The sequence below is a fragment of the Janthinobacterium sp. GW823-FHT03B06 genome (assembly GCF_058796955.1).
Window position 1 is genome coordinate 133055 of record NZ_JBXAJE010000012.1, and the last position, 17155, is coordinate 150209.

The 17155-nt window shown below is 63.5% G+C and carries 22 protein-coding genes; 21 read left to right on the forward strand and 1 reads right to left on the reverse strand.

Translation table 11 applies throughout. The features are described from left to right. Positions 1–28 precede the first annotated feature (28 nt). From AC1RBA_RS27000 to AC1RBA_RS27040, 9 genes are read left to right on the forward strand one after another with little or no spacing between them, the layout of a single operon-like run. Positions 29–307 (forward strand): hypothetical protein, encoded by a 279-nt coding sequence (locus tag AC1RBA_RS27000; RefSeq protein ID WP_227742152.1) that lies wholly within the window; start codon positions 29–31, stop codon positions 305–307. Further along, a complete protein-coding gene (locus tag AC1RBA_RS27005) occupies positions 304–1467 on the forward strand; it encodes a flagellar hook-length control protein FliK (protein WP_492420457.1) in 1164 nt (387 codons plus the stop codon). Before AC1RBA_RS27000 ends, AC1RBA_RS27005 begins: the two co-directional genes overlap by 4 nt. An 11-nt stretch (positions 1468–1478) precedes the next feature. Next, on the forward strand, positions 1479–1943 hold the full coding sequence (locus AC1RBA_RS27010; protein ID WP_306798497.1) for a flagellar basal body-associated FliL family protein: 465 nt from the start codon (positions 1479–1481) through the stop codon (positions 1941–1943). Between the two features lie 33 nt (positions 1944–1976). Beyond that, the gene (locus AC1RBA_RS27015) at positions 1977–2720 is read left to right on the forward strand and encodes a FliA/WhiG family RNA polymerase sigma factor (protein ID WP_046684903.1); all 744 of its coding nucleotides are present in this window, start codon (positions 1977–1979) and stop codon (positions 2718–2720) included. Between the two features lie 56 nt (positions 2721–2776). After that, positions 2777–3691, forward strand: a complete 915-nt coding sequence (gene motA / locus AC1RBA_RS27020) for a flagellar motor stator protein MotA (protein WP_034757817.1) — start codon at positions 2777–2779, stop codon at positions 3689–3691. Continuing rightward, positions 3618–4679, forward strand: coding sequence for a flagellar motor protein MotB (locus tag AC1RBA_RS27025; RefSeq protein WP_070219910.1), 1062 nt, complete (start codon positions 3618–3620; stop codon positions 4677–4679). Before motA ends, AC1RBA_RS27025 begins: the two co-directional genes overlap by 74 nt. Before the next feature lie 16 nt (positions 4680–4695). After that, on the forward strand, positions 4696–4986 hold the full coding sequence (gene flgM / locus AC1RBA_RS27030) for a flagellar biosynthesis anti-sigma factor FlgM (protein WP_034757812.1): 291 nt from the start codon (positions 4696–4698) through the stop codon (positions 4984–4986). Next, entirely contained in the window at positions 4983–5423 is a 441-nt protein-coding gene (gene flgN / locus AC1RBA_RS27035; RefSeq protein WP_083287147.1) for a flagellar export chaperone FlgN, read from the forward strand. The genes flgM and flgN overlap by 4 nt, the downstream gene beginning before the upstream one ends. Further along, a complete protein-coding gene (locus tag AC1RBA_RS27040; RefSeq protein WP_070219908.1) occupies positions 5410–6162 on the forward strand; it encodes a glycoside hydrolase family 73 protein in 753 nt (250 codons plus the stop codon). Before flgN ends, AC1RBA_RS27040 begins: the two co-directional genes overlap by 14 nt. Before the next feature lie 7 nt (positions 6163–6169). Here the strand turns inward: AC1RBA_RS27040 and flgA are convergent, their stop codons facing one another. Continuing rightward, the gene (gene flgA, locus AC1RBA_RS27045; protein ID WP_227742151.1) at positions 6170–6790 is read right to left on the reverse strand and encodes a flagellar basal body P-ring formation chaperone FlgA; all 621 of its coding nucleotides are present in this window, start codon (positions 6788–6790) and stop codon (positions 6170–6172) included. A 281-nt stretch (positions 6791–7071) separates the two neighbouring features. Between flgA and flgB the strand changes: the two genes are divergently transcribed. The 12 genes from flgB to AC1RBA_RS27105 all read left to right on the forward strand — a co-directional run bounded on the left by flgB (position 7072) and on the right by AC1RBA_RS27105 (position 16928). Continuing rightward, a complete protein-coding gene (gene flgB / locus AC1RBA_RS27050; protein ID WP_034758109.1) occupies positions 7072–7434 on the forward strand; it encodes a flagellar basal body rod protein FlgB in 363 nt (120 codons plus the stop codon). 8 nt (positions 7435–7442) lie between these two features. Beyond that, a complete protein-coding gene (gene flgC / locus AC1RBA_RS27055) occupies positions 7443–7859 on the forward strand; it encodes a flagellar basal body rod protein FlgC (RefSeq protein WP_034757795.1) in 417 nt (138 codons plus the stop codon). A 3-nt stretch (positions 7860–7862) separates the two neighbouring features. Then, entirely contained in the window at positions 7863–8516 is a 654-nt protein-coding gene (locus AC1RBA_RS27060) for a flagellar hook capping FlgD N-terminal domain-containing protein (RefSeq protein WP_070219904.1), read from the forward strand. Between the two features lie 58 nt (positions 8517–8574). Beyond that, positions 8575–9753 (forward strand): flagellar hook protein FlgE, encoded by a 1179-nt coding sequence (locus tag AC1RBA_RS27065; protein WP_492420459.1) that lies wholly within the window; start codon positions 8575–8577, stop codon positions 9751–9753. Between the two features lie 26 nt (positions 9754–9779). Further along, positions 9780–10508, forward strand: a complete 729-nt coding sequence (locus AC1RBA_RS27070) for a flagellar basal body rod protein FlgF (protein ID WP_070219896.1) — start codon at positions 9780–9782, stop codon at positions 10506–10508. A gap of 32 nt (positions 10509–10540) precedes the next feature. Beyond that, complete coding sequence (gene flgG, locus AC1RBA_RS27075; protein WP_170909686.1) at positions 10541–11329, forward strand: flagellar basal-body rod protein FlgG; 789 nt, start codon at positions 10541–10543, stop codon at positions 11327–11329. 11 nt (positions 11330–11340) lie between these two features. After that, positions 11341–12003 (forward strand): flagellar basal body L-ring protein FlgH, encoded by a 663-nt coding sequence (flgH, locus tag AC1RBA_RS27080; protein ID WP_046685514.1) that lies wholly within the window; start codon positions 11341–11343, stop codon positions 12001–12003. Positions 12004–12012: 9 nt separating this feature from the next. Beyond that, positions 12013–13125, forward strand: coding sequence for a flagellar basal body P-ring protein FlgI (locus AC1RBA_RS27085; RefSeq protein WP_070219890.1), 1113 nt, complete (start codon positions 12013–12015; stop codon positions 13123–13125). Beyond that, positions 13122–13514: a rod-binding protein gene (locus tag AC1RBA_RS27090; protein ID WP_492420461.1), complete on the forward strand. Its 393-nt coding sequence runs from the start codon at positions 13122–13124 to the stop codon at positions 13512–13514. Before AC1RBA_RS27085 ends, AC1RBA_RS27090 begins: the two co-directional genes overlap by 4 nt. Before the next feature lie 81 nt (positions 13515–13595). Beyond that, positions 13596–14957 (forward strand): flagellar hook-associated protein FlgK, encoded by a 1362-nt coding sequence (gene flgK, locus AC1RBA_RS27095; protein WP_070219888.1) that lies wholly within the window; start codon positions 13596–13598, stop codon positions 14955–14957. Between the two features lie 10 nt (positions 14958–14967). After that, entirely contained in the window at positions 14968–15879 is a 912-nt protein-coding gene (gene flgL, locus AC1RBA_RS27100; protein WP_070219886.1) for a flagellar hook-associated protein FlgL, read from the forward strand. A gap of 5 nt (positions 15880–15884) precedes the next feature. After that, positions 15885–16928 carry a hypothetical protein gene (locus AC1RBA_RS27105; RefSeq protein ID WP_070219884.1) on the forward strand — a complete coding sequence of 348 codons (1044 nt, stop codon included), beginning with the start codon at positions 15885–15887 and terminating at the stop codon, positions 16926–16928. Positions 16929–17155: the final 227 nt, after the last annotated feature.

A 17155-nucleotide genomic window follows, 5' to 3' on the forward strand; every position in this document is an offset into this window, starting at 1 on the left:
CGGCATCCTGCAACAGCTGAACCGGCAATTGAGCGCCGCCATCGCGCAAGCGGATTGGGAAGCAATGGGAAAACTGTCCGCCAGCCTGGCGAAAAACATCCCCCTGCTGGCCGAACGGGGCGCATGGAGTGCGCTGGAACAAACAGAATTGTTGCAATTGCGCAAAAATCACGCGCAAGCGGTTAAAATTTGCTCTGAGGAAAAAGAACGCCTGGGTCAACACCTGGGTGCATTACAGGCAAATAAGGAAGGTTGGGTCGCCTACGCCGCGCTCGGCGAATACGACTCGGACGGGAATCAAGCATGATCATGAACTTCAACACGGCGCCGGCCGCTCCGGCACCGGCGCCCCCTGCGGCAGCTGCACCAGCACCGGCGGCAGCGCCGTCACAGGCCGCCGCCTTGCCCGGCACACCAGGCTATGCCGCTACTGGCGCCGTGCCCTCCGCCCTGCCCCTGTTTGCGCAGGTGCTTGACGTGACGGGCGTGGAAACGGCCGACGCCGACACGCCCGCTCCCGCGAAGGAGAGCGACAGCGACAGCCAGGCCGACAGCAGCCTGCCGGCCATGGCCGCCCCCGTTATCGGCTTGCCGGTGACCATGCTGCCGCCAACGGACGCGGCCGCAGCCGAGGCGCGTGCCGCCGCCCAGGCGCAAGTACAGACACAAGCGCAGACGCAGGTGCAGGCGAATGCGGCGCAAGCCAATCCGGCACTCAACATCAGCCTGCATCCGTCGGCGGTCACCCTGAACGCGCCGGCAACGGCGCCAGCGCCAGGCCGCGACACGCGCGAGCCGCTGGCCGCCGCCAACCCGGCGACGGCCGCCAAGGGCGGCGCGCCGGCACAGCCGTTCGAATCGCTGCTGCAGCAAAGCGCTCCGGCAACCGCCGTCGCCGCGCCTGCCGTTGCCGCGCGCGAAGGCGAACGTGGCGCCGCGACGCCGGCACCGGCCACGCCCAACCTGGGCCTGACGGGCGCGGTCGGCAATACGGCCACAGCGGCCCCGGCCGGCGACACCATCAAGCTCAACGGCCCAGCCCAGCAATGGCAGGAACCGCTGCGCGAAGCGCTGGGCGAACGCCTGCAGACGCAGATCGGGCGCAACAGCGAACACGCAACGATCCGCCTCGAGCCGCCCATGCTGGGACGCATTGAAATTTCCATCCGCCATACGGCCGGCGCGCTGCAGGTGAACGTCACGGCGTCGAATTCGGAAGTGTTGCGCCAGTTGCAAGGCATCGGCGAGAACATGCGCAGCGACCTGGCGCAGCGCCAGTACACCGACGTGGCCGTCAATATCAGCGCCACCCCGCGCAGCCCCGCTGCCCAGGCGTTCGCCGAAGGCGATGCGCGCGGCCAGCGTCAGCCGGGCCGCCAGCAGGACGACGCCGAGCCGGGACGCGCCCTGTCCGACGGCAGCACCGCCGCTACCACATACGCCAGCCACGAGCGAGAGACCGCCTGATGAATATGAAAATGAAACTGATAGCCGGCTTTGTCGGCGTGGCCGTGCTGGCCGCCGGCGCCGCTGGCGGCGCCATCTGGTATTTGGCCAAGCCGGTCGCCGGCCATGCCGATGTCGCCGAAGCGAAAGCTCCGCCACCGCCCGCCACGGGCAAGAAGGCGCGCAAGTTCCTCACGCTGGACAAAGTCATCGTGATGTTGCGCCGCGGCCCCGGCGAAGGCGAAACGCATTATCTGTCGGCCGACCTGGTGATCGCCACCACCGAGGAAAAGGAAAAGCTGACCAAGGATCACTTGCCGCTGATGCGCTCGATCGCCGTCAGCACCCTGTCGAGTTTTCCGCTGGACAAGGCGCAGACCATGACCGTGGAACAATATGCCGAGCAGATCAACAAAGCCTTCAATGTCAGCTACGAGCGTGAACAGATGGAAAAACCGTTCACGGAAGTCATGGTCGGCAAGCTGATCATTGAATAAGCCAACACGCCAGCCGACCTAGTGGGAGATCCCTTGGCCTATGTAGAGCAATACCAGGAAGCGTATGGCGCCGGCGAATATGCCGCCGCCAGCGCTTGCGCGGCCGTGCTCAGCGTTGCTGAAGAGCAACAACATCTGGTGGCGTACTCCCCTTTGGTGAAACGCATCGTGCGCCAGCTCAATTCGCAGGTGTCGGGCGCCATTGACCGCGACGACATGGAACAGATCGGCCTGATGGGCCTGCTCGAAGCCTTGCGCCGCTACGGCGTGCCGGACCAGTCTTTCGGCAGCTATGCCAGCCTGCGCATCCGTGGCGCCATCCTCGATGAACTGCGACGCCAGGACTGGCGCCCGCGCGCCGTGCGCCAGGAAAGCCACCGTCTGCGCGACAGCGTGCGCGCCCTGACCCGCCGCCTCGGACGCGAGCCGCTGGACGCGGAAATCATGGCCGCGCTGAAGCTGACGCCCGAAGCTTTCCAGGAATACCAGTTGGCGGAAAACGCCGAGCTGATCGCCAGTTTCGATGAAGTGCTGCAGGAAAGCCTGGGACAGGCCGACAGCGCACCGAGCCCGGAAGAGCAATTGATGGTGCGGCGCAGCCTGGAGCAGGCGCTGCGCGCGCTCGACGAACGCGAGCAGCGCGTGATCCAGATGTATTACGAATTCGAACTGAGCTACAAGGAAATAGCCGCCGTACTGGACCTGAGCGACGCCCGCGTCTGCCAGCTCAACAAGACGGCGCTGGGCAAGATGAAAGCCATGCTGCAAGACGCATAAGTTTCAGCACTATCCATCAAATTGACGCAGCACAATGACGCAGAAAGGCAGTTGACATGGTAATTATCGGTATCTTAATCGTGATGGGGTGTGTATTCGGAGGCTTCGCCCTGATGGGCGGCACCGTCCACGCGATCTGGCAACCGGTCGAGTTGATCATCATCATCGGCGCCGCCGTCGGCGCCCTGGTGCTGGGCAACCCGAAGCATGTACTCGGTGAAATGCTGCACCAGATGCGCAAGATCGTCACGCACAAGAAGCAAGGCTCGGAATTCCAGCGCCAGTTGCTGCTGCTGATGTATGAACTGCTGCAAACGGCCGCCGGCGGCCTGAAGGCGCTGGACGCCCACGTCGAGGCGCCGCGCGAAAGCGCCCTGTTCCAGCGCTATCCGCTGGTGCTGGAAGAGCCGAAGCTGCTGGCCTTTATCGTCGACAACTTCCGTTTGATGGCGATGGGCAAGATCAACGCGCATGAACTCGAAGGCGTGCTGGAGCAGGAACTGGAAGCCATCCACGACGAATTGCTGCAGCCGTCGAAGTCCCTGCACAAGATCGCCGAAGCCATGCCCGGCTTCGGTATTCTGGCCGCCGTGCTCGGCATCGTGATGGCCATGAATTCCGTGGCCGACGGCGCGGACGCGGCGGAAATTTCGGAAAAAGTGGGCGCTGCCATGGTCGGTACCTTCATCGGCATCTTCTTTTGCTACGGCGTGCTCGATCCGATGTGCAACATGATGAAACAGCTGGTGGGCGAGGAAGGCTCGACCATGGAATGCGTGAAGGTCGTGCTGGTCACGCACGTGGCGGGCAAACCGCCGCTGCTGGCCATCGATGCGGGCCGCCGCCTGGTGCAGCTGAACATCAAACCGAGCTTCGCCCAGCTGGAAAGCTGGATCAATGCGCTGGAAGATGGCGGCGCCGAACAAGAGCAAGGCCAAGGCCGGGGAGGCCGCCGTGCTAAAGCCGCATGAGAAACATGAACAGGCCATCATCAAGCGTGCCGGCCGCAAGCATGACGACGATGGCCATGGCGGCGCCTGGAAAGTAGCGTTCGCCGACTTTTGCCTGGCCCTGCTGTCGCTGTTCCTCGTGCTGTGGCTGATGGCCGCGCGCGAGCAGCAGGCGATGAAGGAAATCATGATGGACGCGTCGGCAGGCAGCCGCCAGGGCGAAGGCCAGGGCGTCATGCCGGAACAGAAAGGCGGCCCGCGCGGCAGCCTGATCGAGCGCTTCCCCATGCCCCGCAAGGGCACCGGCGACACGCGCACGGAAGGCAAGCAAACGCAGGACGGCAAGGCTGGCGCGGCGCCGCAAAACCAGACCAAGGTCAGCTACCAGTCGCCGGAAGATTTGCTGTCCCTGTCACGCGCGCTCGACAAACTCAGCGACGAAGCGGGACTGAAGAGCAACCTGCAATCGGTGATCACGCCATACGGCTTGCGCGTCATGCTGCACGACACGGACAAGCAAGGCATGTTCGTGCGCGGCAGCGCCGTGCCGACCGACCGTTTCCGCAAGCTGCTGCGCCAGATGGGGCCCGTGTTTGCGCAAATGGAGAACCAGATGCTGATCGTCGGCCATACGGACTCGATGCAATATGCCAATACCGGCTACGAAGGCTTCTCGAACTGGACCCTGTCGGCCAACCGCGCCATGTCGGCGCGCGCGCAATTGCTGATCGGCAGCATGAGTCCGGACAGCGTGCTGCAAGTGGTCGGCATGGCCGACCGCGCGCCGCTGGACGTGAAAAATGCCAGCGCCGGCATCAATCGCCGCATCGAACTGTTAATATTGACGCGTGGCCAGGCCGACAGCATCGCCGCCATGTTCGGCATGGCCGGACAAAAGCCGCAAGGCGACGAGCTGCAGGTGGGTGAACCGGACTCCGGCACCCTGCAACGCCTGCGCGAAAAACTGGGCCTGCCCGCAAAGAAAGATCGGGAAGAGCATGCAAATTAAGGGCAAGGGACAACGTATGAAAATCTCCTCCGGCAACACCGGTGCTGCCGTGCGCAGCAGCGCCGTCGCGCCGGCCGAGGCGATCGCCGAGAACGCGGGCGCCGCCGGCGCCATGGGCGGCTCGTCGGCCGGGGCGGAACTGCAATCGGCCGTGCTGCAGCCGGCCATGGCCGCCCTGCGCGCCATGCCCGAGATCGACCATGAAAGAGTGGCCATGCTGCGCGATGCGCTGGCCAAGGGCGAGTTGCCGTTCGATCCATCGAAACTGGCGGGCCTGATCCAGCGTTTCCACGGCGGCGAATCGTGACCGCGCCGCGCAAGGGCATCACGCGCCAGGAAGCCGTGCGCCGCGTGCTGCAAGGCATGACGGATGACCGCGCCGGCTATGCCGCGCTGCAAACCTTATTGGAAGAGCAATTTCAGGCCACCTTGCACCACCAGAGCACCCGGCTGACGGCGCTGGCCGACCAGGTCGTCGCCGCCGTCGAGCCACTCGACGCACGCCGCCGCCAGCGTGTCAGTCTCGTCACCGCCCTGCTGGGCCCGCAAGGCGACATGCCCCAATTGTTTGCGCTGTTACAAGAAGACGCGCGTGCCACCGCCCAGCGCGACTGGGCCGCGCTCGAGCAGATGGTGCTCGAATGCAAGCGCCTGAATGCCCGCAACAGCGATTTATTAACAGAGCAGTACAGCATCATGCAGCGCGTGCTGCATGGCGAGGAAGATACGTATGCGCCAGGCTGATTTCCTGACCACCCGCGCCACGGCGGCGACGCCATCGACGGCGGCGACCCATGCCGTGCAGAGCAATATGCGCGCCACCGAATCCACGGCCTCCAGCGGCGGCTTTGGCAGCGTGTTCCGGCAAGTACAGGGCGAAGTGGCCCGCTTCATCGAACAGGGCGGCGGCAACGCCACCAACCTGAGCCCGCAAGGACGCGCCTACCTGGAGCAAAGCCAGCCCGTCAATGTGCTGGGCGCCATCAGCCAGGGCGGCGAGATCGGCGAAACGCAGCAGCAATTCCTCGCCTCGATCAAGCCATGGACGGAAGAAACGGGCGCGCGCCTGGGCGTGGCGCCGGAAATCGTCGCCGCCCACGCGGCGCTGGAATCGGGCTGGGGCCAGCGTCCGCTGCGCCAGGGCACGGGCGCGGACACCAATAATCTGTTCGGCATCAAGGCCGGCGGCAAATGGCAGGGCGACGTGGCCAGCAACCTGACGACCGAATACGAGGCCGGCAGCGGCACGGCGCTGAAGAAAACCGAGCGCTTCCGCAGCTACCCGGACCAGGCCAGCGCCTTCCGCGACTATGCGCAAGTGCTGCTCGACAATCCACGCTACCGCGCCGCCCTCAACACGGGCGCCGACGCGGGCGCCTTCGCGCAGGGTTTGGCGCGCGGCGGCTATGCCACCGACCCCAACTATGCCGCCAAGCTGACGCAGCTGGCGACACGTCTGCAGCGCACGGCCGCCGCCGAGTAAGTTCCCTTTAACGGCCGGGAAGTTCGGCCGGCTCCACCACGCCCGCATCGACCACCCTGGCACGTATCACCGTGCCGCTGGTGGCGTTGCGCACGCGGATCAGTTCGCCAAGCGCGCCCGGATCCATCGCTTCGCCGGCCATGCTCACTTCCACCTGCTCCTTGCGCGCCACGATGTTGACCGCACTGCCCCGCTTGATCAGCACGGGCGAGGCCAGCTGTCCCTGGCGCAGCACTTCGCCGGCACGCAAGCTGCGCCGGCTCGACAGGCCAATCGCGCCAGGCAAGGCAGAAATACTGTCCGGCACCATCGTCACGTCGCGCCGCGCCAGCACCACGTCACCCGATTGCAACGGCGTATTGGCCGTGACGGGGGCGCTGGTGACGGCCACTTGCGCCGTGATGCTGCCGCGCGCCAGCATTTCGTAACGCCATCCGTTGCTTCCAGGACACACTGCGACAAAGCGCATGCGCTGCGCCGAGCGGCTGTCCGCCGTTTCCAGCGCAACGGGCGCGGCGCACGCCGGCATGGGGCGCGTGCTTTTCACGACGGTCACCTGAAACTGGGGTTCCAGCAGTCCCGCCGTGGCCGCCTGCTGTGTCAATTGCTCGCGAGCTAGCTGTTCCACACGTGAAAATATATTGTCGGCTGGCAATTCTGCGCGACCTGCACTACTATATAGGCTGGTCAGTAAAAATAGGCTTGGCAGCAGTATGTGACGACATTGCGCCTTGTTCCACATCACGGAATAGTTCTCAAAGTAAATCATTGCTAACCTTAATCAAAGATACTGAAGCGGCATGACCTTACCATGCGTCAACATGACTTGGCTGGGATTTTACCTCTGCACCACTTATTTTCTGGACCAAACCGCAAAAAGCACGATCGAATTCAACACAAAGGATGACCATGGGGATTAATTTCAAGGATGCGCTGGGCGTGCATGCCGATGCACTGGCACTGCGTGCCGACCGTACACGCGTGCTGGCGGCCAACATCGCCAATGAAAACACGCCCGGCTTCCAGGCCATGGACATGGATTTCGGCAGCGCCCTGCAACAATTGCAGGATAACGAGGCCGGCCTGCTGTCGACCGATGACGATGCCAGTGCCCTGTACCGCGTACCCTACCACCCCAGCCGCGACGGCAATACCGTCGAAATCGGCGTCGAGCAGGCGGCGTTCTCGCAGAATGCCACCGACTTCCAGACCAGCCTCACTTTCGTCAACATGAAACTGAAGGGTCTGTCCAAGGCCATTTCCGGACAATAAGGATCAGCATGAGCTTCCAGGATATTTCCAAGATCGCCGGTTCGGCGATGGCGGCGCAGACCGTGCGCCTCAATACCATCGCCAGCAACCTGGCCAATGCCGATTCCGTTGCCGGTTCCGAAGGCGAAACCTACCGCGCGCGCAAACCCGTGTTTGCGGCCGTGATGGATGGCCCGGGCGCCAGCGGCGCCGGCGGACGCGTTCAGGTGCTCGACGTGGTGCAAAGCGATGAGCCGCTGCGCAAGGTGTATGAACCGGGCCACCCGATGGCCAATGCCGACGGCATGGTGTTCTACCCCAACGTCAACCAGGTAGCCGAGATGACCGACATGATGTCGGCCTCGCGCGCGTTTGAAACCAATGTCGAAGTTCTGGGCCGCATCAAGTCGATGCAGCAATCGCTCCTCAAATTAGGTGAAGCATAATCCATGGAAACCAATCTCTTTACAAACAACACCAGCGGCAGCGGCAGCAACAACAATGCCGTCAAATCGCAAAACAATGCCACCCAGGATATGTTCACCAAGTTGCTGGTCGCGCAGATCAAGAACCAGGATCCCCTGGCGCCGACCGATCCGAGCCAGTTCGTCAATCAATTGACGCAGCAGGCGCAGACGGAAGCGATGCAAAACCTGTCGACGCTGACCAGCGCCAATGCCAGCGTGCTGCAATCGATGCAGGTGCTGGCCCTGGGCGCGCAGGTAGGCTCCGAAGTCATGGTCAACAGCGAAACGGTGCAGCTCGACAAGAGCAAGGTCAGCGGCAGCATCGCGCTGGCGGCCGGCACCACCAAGACCACCGTGACCCTGAAAGGCATCGACGACAAGGAATACAAGATCGAACTGGGCGCCAAGTCGGCCGGCACGGTGCCGTTCACCATCGATCCCGTCGCCTTGGGCTTGCCTGCAGGCACGTACACCATGGCGGTCACCACCAATGGCACCGAAAAACCATCGGTCGACATCGCGGGCAAGCTCAACAGCGTGCGCCTGTCGTCCGGCGGCAGCATGATTTTGAGCGTGTCGAACCTGGGCGAAGTCAACCCTGGCGCGATCACCGGCTTCAACGGCAAGACGGCCTGATCCGCTCGCCCCTTCGTTTCCTGAACACTAATCTCGTCCTTCACTAAAGGAAGTCAACATGAGTTTCGACATCGCGCTGTCCGGTATCCAGTCCATCAACCAACAGTTGAACAGCACCAGTAACAATATCGCCAATGCCGGCACCTACGGTTTCAAGAGCAGCCGCGCCAACTTTTCGGCCATGTATGCCGGTTCGCGCGCCACGGGCACGGAAATCGGCTCGATCACGCAAAGCATGTCGCTCAATGGCGGCGTGCTGAACACGGGCCGCGCGCTCGACGCGGCCATCGACGGCCGCGGCTTTTTCGTCGCGCGCGATGCGCAAAACACCATGAGCTACAGCCGGGTCGGCATCTTTTCGGCCAGCAGTGATGGCAAGCTGATCGACTCGAACGGCCGCCTGGTACAGGGCTATGCCGCCGTCAAAGGCAGCACCACCCTGGGCACCATGGGCGACATGAACATTCCGACGGGCCAGATTCCCGCCGTGGCATCGACCAAGCTGGCATTTGCCGCCAACATGTCGTCCGAATGGACCATCAAGGCCGTGCCTTTCAACAAGACCAACGAACTGAGCTACAACAGCGCCAAGTCCTCGATCGTCTACGATTCGCTGGGCGCCAAGCACTCGCTGGGCCAGTACTTCGTCAAGACGGCGACGGGCGTGGACGTGCACTACACCTTTGACAACGCCGATGTGACGCCGGTGACGAGCATGACCTTTGACACGAACGGCAAGCTGGTGACCGGAACGACCGCCACGCCGGTGTTCCCGACGCCGCCTGGCGCCGCAGCGCTGTCGATCGCCATCGACTACACGGGCACGACCCAGTTCGCCGGTGAAGCGACCACCTCGACCGACCGCGCCGACGGCTATGCCTCGGGCACCTACACGGGCGTGGAACTGGCCGACGACGGCTCCGTCGTGGCCAAATACACGAACGGCCAGAAGCAAAGCATCGGCGTGATCGCCCTGGCCACCTTCCCTGACGAAGGCGGGCTGACGGCCGTCAACGATACCAGCTGGGTCGCCTCGACCACCTCCGGCACCGCCATCTATGACCGTCCGGGCGTCGGCATGGCCGGCAAACTGGTGACGAGCTCGCTGGAACAGTCGAACGTCGACATCACCTCCGAACTGGTGGGCCTGATGACGTCGCAGCGCAACTATCAGGCGAACTCGAAGGTCATCTCGACCGAGAACGCCATGCTGCAATCGCTGATGCAAGCGCTGTAATCCACGATACGCAAAGGTAAAAAGCAATGGATGCGCTGATTTATACCGCCATGAGCGGGGCCGACCGTGCCCTGCGGGCACAGCAGGTACACGCCAACAACCTGGCCAATATCGAGACGGGCGGCTTTCGCGCCAACCTGGAAGTGTCCACTGCCCAGCCGCTGCAAAACGGCTATGGCTACGACGACCGCCACATGACGCAGACGCAGTCGAGCGCCGTCGGCACGCGCACGGGCGCCATCAAGGAAACGGGACGCGAACTCGACGTGGCCGTCACGGGCCCCGGCTTTCTCGCTGTGCAATGGCAAAACGGTGAAGCCTACACGCGCGCCGGCGCCATGGACCTCGATGAAACGGGCGCGCTGACCATCAACGGCCGGCCCGTGCTGGGCGAAGGCGGTCCGATCACGATTCCCGAGCACACCAGCCTGTCGATCGGCGCCGATGGCACGATTTCCATCCAGGTGCCAGGAACGGCGCAAATGCAGACCGTCGACAAGCTCAAGCTGGTCAATGCGGAATCGGGCGAGTTGACGAAGAACGAGGCGGGCCTGATCGTGGCACGCAGCGGCGAAGACTTGCAGGCCGACCCGGCGGTGCGCCTGCGCGACCGTCACCTGGAAGGCAGCAACGTGTCGGCCGTCGAGGAAATGGTCGCCACCATGAGCCTGAACCGCAGTTTCGAAATGCAAATGAAAATTTTCAAGGCCAGCGACGCGATGACCGAGTCCGGCAACCGCCTGCTGGGCGCCTGAGCCCAACGCCAACCAATTACCAGGAGTAAATCATGAATCCAGCAATGTGGATCAGCAAGACCGGCGTGCAGGCACAAGACGCCAAGCTGCAAGCCATCGCGAACAACCTGGCCAACGTCAACACCGTTGGCTTCAAGCGCGACCGCGTCGTCTTTGAAGACCTGTTTTACCAGGTCGAGCAGCAGCCGGGCACGCAGCGCGCCGACAACACCCTGTCGCCATCGGGCGTGCAGCTGGGTAACGGCACGCACATGGTTGGCACGCAAAAGGTGTTTACCACCGGCAGCCTGCAGACGACGAGCCGCGAATTCGACGTCGCCATCACCGGCAACGGCTTCCTGCAAGTGCTGCGCCCGAACGGCGAAGCGGCCTACACGCGCGCCGGCCAGCTCGGCATCAATGAAAACGGCGTGATGGTCAACGCCCAGGGCTTGCCGCTGGTGCCGCAGATCACCGTGCCGAACAATGCGACGGCGATCACCATCGGTGAAAACGGCATGGTCACGGCCACCGTGCCGGGCAATGTCAACGGCACCCAGCTGGGCCAGCTGAACCTGACCAGCTTCGTCAACCCGACGGGCTTGCTGGCACTGGGCGAAAACCTGTTCCAGGAAACGGCATCGAGCGGCACGCCGACGGAAGGCCGTCCCGGCGAAGGCGCACTGGGCAAGCTGAAACAGTTCGCGCTGGAAGGCTCGAACGTGCAGGTGGTCGAAGAGATGGTCGACATGATCGCTGCCCAGCGCACCTATGAAATGAACACCAAGGTGCTGTCGGCCGCCGACAATATGCTGCAATACCTGGCGCAAGCGGCACGCTGATGACAATCGCCATGAAAGCCACGGCAGCCATGCTGCTGGTGTTGATGGCCGGTTGCGCCAGCCAGCCGGCCGCACCAGTGGCGCCCAGCTTTTCCGATACGCCGCTGCCCGTGGCGCCGCGCAGCGCTGCGCGCGGCGGCGTGGGCGGCGGCGTTTTCAATCCCGACGCGGGCCTGGACCTGATTTCGGACAGCCGCGCCTTCCGCGTCGGCGACGTCGTCACGGTGGCCCTGCAGGAAACCACGCAGGCGAGCAAGAAGGCCGGCACCTCGTTCAACAAAGGTTCGTCCGTCGGCGTGAATGCGGCCAACATCCTCGGCAAGACCTTCCCCAAGACGGGCATCGACCTGTCGGCCGACCGCAACTTCGCCGGCGACTCGACCAGCACGCAGCAAAATGCGCTGTCCGGCGCCATCACCGTGATCGTGCAGGAAGTGCTGCCGAACGGCTTGCTGCGCGTGCAGGGCGAGAAAACGCTGACCCTGAACCAGGGCGAGGAATTCGTGCGCCTGCGCGGCTACCTGCGCGCGGCCGACATCGATTCGAACAACCAGGTCTCGTCCCTGCGCATCGCCAATGCACAGATCGCCTATTCCGGCCAGGGCACCCTGGCCGAAGCCAATACACCAGGCTGGCTGACGCGCTTCTTCGTCGGCCCATGGATGCCGTTTTAAGGTGAGCTCATGAAATTTCGTTCCGCCCTGCCCCTGGCAGCCATGCTGGCCGCGCTCTCCGGCTTTGCCCTGCCCGCCAGCGCCGCGCAAGTGCTGCGCAACCTGGTCAGTATCGAGGGCGTGCGCGACAACCCGCTGGTCGGCTACGGCCTCGTCGTGGGCCTGAACGGCAGCGGCGACACCACCCAGGTGAAGTTTTCCAGCCAGTCCGTGGTCAACATGCTCAAGCAATTCGGCGTGAAGATGCCCGACGGCGCCGAAGCAAAAAGCAAGAACGTCGCCACCGTCATGGTCAGTGCCGTGTTTCCTCCAGGATACCGCCGTGGCCAGGCCATCGATGTCACCGTCTCGTCCCTGGGTGATGCGAAGAGCTTGCGCGGCGGCACCTTGTTGCTGACGCAATTGCGCGCGGCCGACAATGAAACGTATGCGTTGGCACAAGGCAACGTCGTCGTCGGCGGCTTGAACGCCACCGGCAAGAGCGGCTCGTCCGTCACCGTCAACACGCCGACCTCGGGCCGCATTCCCAACGGCGCCAACATCGAACGCGAAATCCTCAGCGATTTCTCGACCAAGCCGACCGTCACCCTGAACTTGCGCCACCCGCATTTCGAGACGGCCATCAATATCGTCGAAGCCGTCAACCGCCGCTTTGGCGCCGTCGCCACCACGCGCGACGCCACCAGCGTGGAAGTACTGGCGCCGGAAAACCCGACCCAGCGCGTGGCCTTCATGGCCAAGCTCGAAGCGCTCTCCGTCGATGTCGGCGTCGATACGCCGAAAGTGGTCTTCAATTCGCGCACCGGCACCGTGGTCATCGCCGAAGGCTTGCGCGTCAAGGCGGCCGCCGTCACGCACGGCTCGCTCAAGGTCGTCATTTCCGAAAGTTCGGCCGTCAGCCAGCCGGCGCCGTTCGGCCGCGGCCAGACCACCGTTACGCCGCAGTCGAAAGTGTCCGTCGATCAGGGCAATGGCAATATGTTCAAATGGCCGGCCGGTGCCAAGCTGCAGTCGATTATCGACGTGGTCAACAGCCTGGGCGCCTCGCCCGATGACATCATGGCAATTTTGCAAGCCCTGGACCAAGCAGGGGCCATCGAAGGCGAACTGGTGGTCATATGATGAATATCAACGACAGCAGCGGCGCCCTGCCCTCGGCGCTCGACGACAAGACGCCCGCCGCGGCCACGCCGGCCGATCCCCGTTATGCGGCCAAGGCCACGGAGGCGGCCGTCAAGTTCGAAGCCTTCTTCATCTCGCACATGCTGCGCCAGATGCGTTCGGGCACGCGCGAGATGGCGGGCGAAGACAGCGTCTTCAAGGACCCGGTCAACAGCGACATGCTGGAAATGGCTGATAACCTGGTGGCCGACAAGATGGCCGGCCAGCGCGCCTTCGGCATCGCCGACGCCATCCTGCGCCAGCTGCTGCCGCCCGCCGGCGCCCCGGTGACAGCCCCTGGCGCTGTCAAGACCGACAATATTGCGGCGCCGCTTAATAAATCCGTCTGAAGCGTCGCCTGTACAAGGTAACAACGATTCAGTGCCTGCCCACCCGCACGCGCCACACTCTTCACGAAAGAAACTTGCCCAATGAGCATCATCAGCAATGCATTGTCAGGCAGCATCGCCGCCCAGGCCGCACTCAATGCGGCCAGCCAGAACATCGCCAACCTGCAAACGGCGGGCTATACGCGCCAGGGTGTGCTGCTGTCATCGCTTGGCGCCACCGCCGGCGTGCGTTCGGCCGGCAATGGCGTGGAAGTGTCCGCCTTGCTGCGTTTTGCCGATGCTTATAAGAGCCAGCAAATGTGGCGTGCCGCGTCCGACCAGGGCGCCCGCTCGCAGACCCAGCCTTACCTGACCCAGCTCGAGCGCGTGATGGGCGACGATGCGTCGAGCATCAGCAATGGCATCGACGGTTTCTTCAAGGCCCTGAACGCGGCCGCCGTCGACCCGACGTCGACGCCGCTGCGCCAGCAGATCGTCACTTCCGCCGACGCCATGGCGCAGCGCTTCAACAGCATCAGCACCGTCATGGGCAACCAGTTGCTGTCGGTCCAGCAACAACGGGCGGCGATTGTGCCGCAAGCCAATACCACCCTGGCCAATATCGCCGCGTTGAACCAGCGTATCAGCACCTCCACGGCGTCGGGCACGAACGTGTCGTCGCTGATGGATGCGCGCGACCAGCTGATCGATGGCCTGGCCTCGCAAATGGGCATCGAGGTGCTCGACCAGCCGGACGGCTCGCGCAATGTCTCGCTGAAGTCGGGCCAGCCTCTGGTCATCGGCAGCCTGGCCGGCACCCTGAGCAGCACCATGACGAACACGGGCGACCAGACGCTGAGCCTCGATTTCGCCAAGTCCTCGTACACGCTCGATCTGGTCGCCATCGGCGGCCAGATGGGCGGCCTGGGCGAGTTCGAAAAAAATACCCTGAAACCGCTGCAGCAGTCGCTGCAGGACATGGCCACCCAGTTGACCAGCAAGGTCAACGCGCAACTGGCGCTGGGAACAACCATGGCCGGCACGGCCGGCGGTCCCCTGCTGGCCTACGCGAATGGCAAGCTGAGCATTACCCCTGGCTTCAACGCCAAGGACCTGGCCCTGTCGCTGACGGGCCAGGCCGGCGACAGCGGCAACTTGCAGAAACTGATCGACATCAAGAATCAACCGATCAACGTCAGCTGGGTGGGTTCCGTCCTGATGAGCGACGCGGACACGCAGCTGGTCGGCAAGCTGGCGATCTACAGCCAGCAGAACCAGGCCTTGCTGAAGACGGCCAGCACGGTGCGCGCGCAAGCGATCGACGACTGGAAATCCACGAGCGGCGTGAACAAGGACGAAGAAGCGATGAACCTGGTCGAATTCCAGAATATGTACCAGGCAAACATGAAAGTCATTTCCGTGGCGAATACCTTGTTTGACGCCACTTTGCAAATGATGGGTTAAGGAGAAGATCATGCGTGTTGCCAGTAGCCAGTACCAATCGCTGATTAATATTTCTCTTCAGCAAAATCAAGAACGCATCAATTACCTGACCCAGCAGATGGCCTCGGGCTTGCGCATCCAGCTGCCGTCGGATGACCCGATCGGCAACGTGCGCATTTCGCGCCTGACGCGCGAGCAGGCCATGGTCACCCAGTACCAGGACAATATCGCCACAGTCAAAGTGCGCCTGCTGAAAAACGAAAACTACCTGTCGAGCATGGTTACCGACATGGGCCAGGCGCGCGACCTGCTCGTGTGGGCGGCCGACGGCAGCAACGCCCCCGACGACCTGAATGCGATGACGCAGTCGCTGGTCGCCATGCGAGACAGCGTGCTGTACACGGCCAACCTGAAGGACCAGGAAGGCCGCTACATGTTTTCCGGCACCGCCACCGACCAGCCAGCGATCAAGTACGACGCGACGGCGGCTGCCGGTTCGCGCTACAGCTACATCGGCAATACCGACACGCAGACCGTGGTGGTGGGCAATGGCGTGACGCAGGCGGCCAACGTCGACGTGAAGAATCTGGAAGTATGGCTCAACAAGATCGACCAGGTCATCACCACCCTCGGCACGCCGGGCGTCAGCCCGAATGACCCGGCCGTGCGGGCCGTGGTGGGCGCAGGCCTGAATGGCACGGACGACGGCATGGATCTGCTCTCGGGCAAGATCGCCATCTTCGGCGGCGCGCAGAACATTCTGTCCACCTTGTCCGGCAACCTGGCCAATGTCTCGCTGTCGAACGATTCGGCCCTGCTGGACCTGAAAAAGACCGACATGGGCGCGGCGGCCATCGAACTGACCGGCTACCAGACAGCCCTGCAGGCAACATACAAGGCATACGCCAAGGTTGGCACCATTTCCCTGTTTGATCTTCTCTGACCATCATGCAAATCGTTCAGACTCCCTCCTCTTCCGGCGTCAATGCCAAAGGCGCCGGCACAGCCCGCGTCGTCGATGACGCGTCCGCCGCCATCAACGGCAGCGCCAGCGCGCGCAGCGATGCGCCGGCGGCGAAGAGGTCGACGGCGAGCCTGCAACGCGGCCTGAGCAACTGGGATCACCAGCTGCAGGGGGAGATTTCCAACGCGCAGCAAACGCTCGACTACCTGGAACGCAGCAGCAGCCAGTTGCAAGCGCTGAAAAGCGAGCTGGCGGCCAAGCTGGCCGCGCGCCAGGGCCGCGAAGGGCAAGTCGAGGCGAGAGTACGCCAGTTCAGCAATACCTGGCGCCAGCGCGCCAGCGCCTCGGGCGGCACGCTCGACGCACAACTCAGCTATACCAGCCCGCGCGCGGCACAGCAAAACTTCAGCATCCGCGGCCTGACCATGGCCAGCCTGCAGGAAGGCCCGCAGGAAGTGCTGGCGTTTTCCGTCGGCGGCGCGAACCAGGCATTGCGCTCGGTCAATATCGAACCTGGCCTGAGCGCGAACGAAATCGTCTCGCGCTTCGACCGCGCCTTGATGCCATCGGGTATCGGCGTCAAACTGGGCGAGAATGGCGAACTGGTGTTCAGCACGTCGGAAGCGGCCTGGGCCAACGTGCGCGACAGCCTGTCCGTACGCGGCAGCGGCATTCGCTATCCGACCGGTCAGATGAGCCGCGTGCGCACGGATGCGGAACCGGCCGCCATCGCGCCGGAAGAATGGCATACGGGCGACGTGGAAGCCCTGCGCGCCACCTTGCAGCAAGTGGTGCAGGCGCTGGCGCAGTTGCAGGCGGCGCGCAGCTCCGTCAGCCTGGCCCTGGCGCAAGCGACGGGACGAGTTGCCCGCGCGCAACCGGTGCAGGTGCACGTCAGCATGGATACCCTGGCGGAAAACTTCACGCAAAAGGCCAGCGAGCCCGGCTATGAATCGCTGCTGGCGATCAGCTCGGCATTGGTCGGCATCAGCCGCGAGAGAGTCGTCGCCCTGCTGGGCCTCGAATAATCGCTCCCTGCGCGTGCGCCGCCCTGGCGCACGCGGCAATAATGGGGCACGCCCCCTAGCTCAGGATGGTGGAAATCCGTAGGCTCTGTCCCCGACAAATAGGGGAACTCAAGGAATCTTCCCCAGGCCCGGCTGTCTGACTGTGCATCGCAGACAAACGGGAGCCATCCATGCAGCCAGCCGAATGGAAAACCTTCATCGCCCAGTTCGCCGCACTGAGCCGTCGC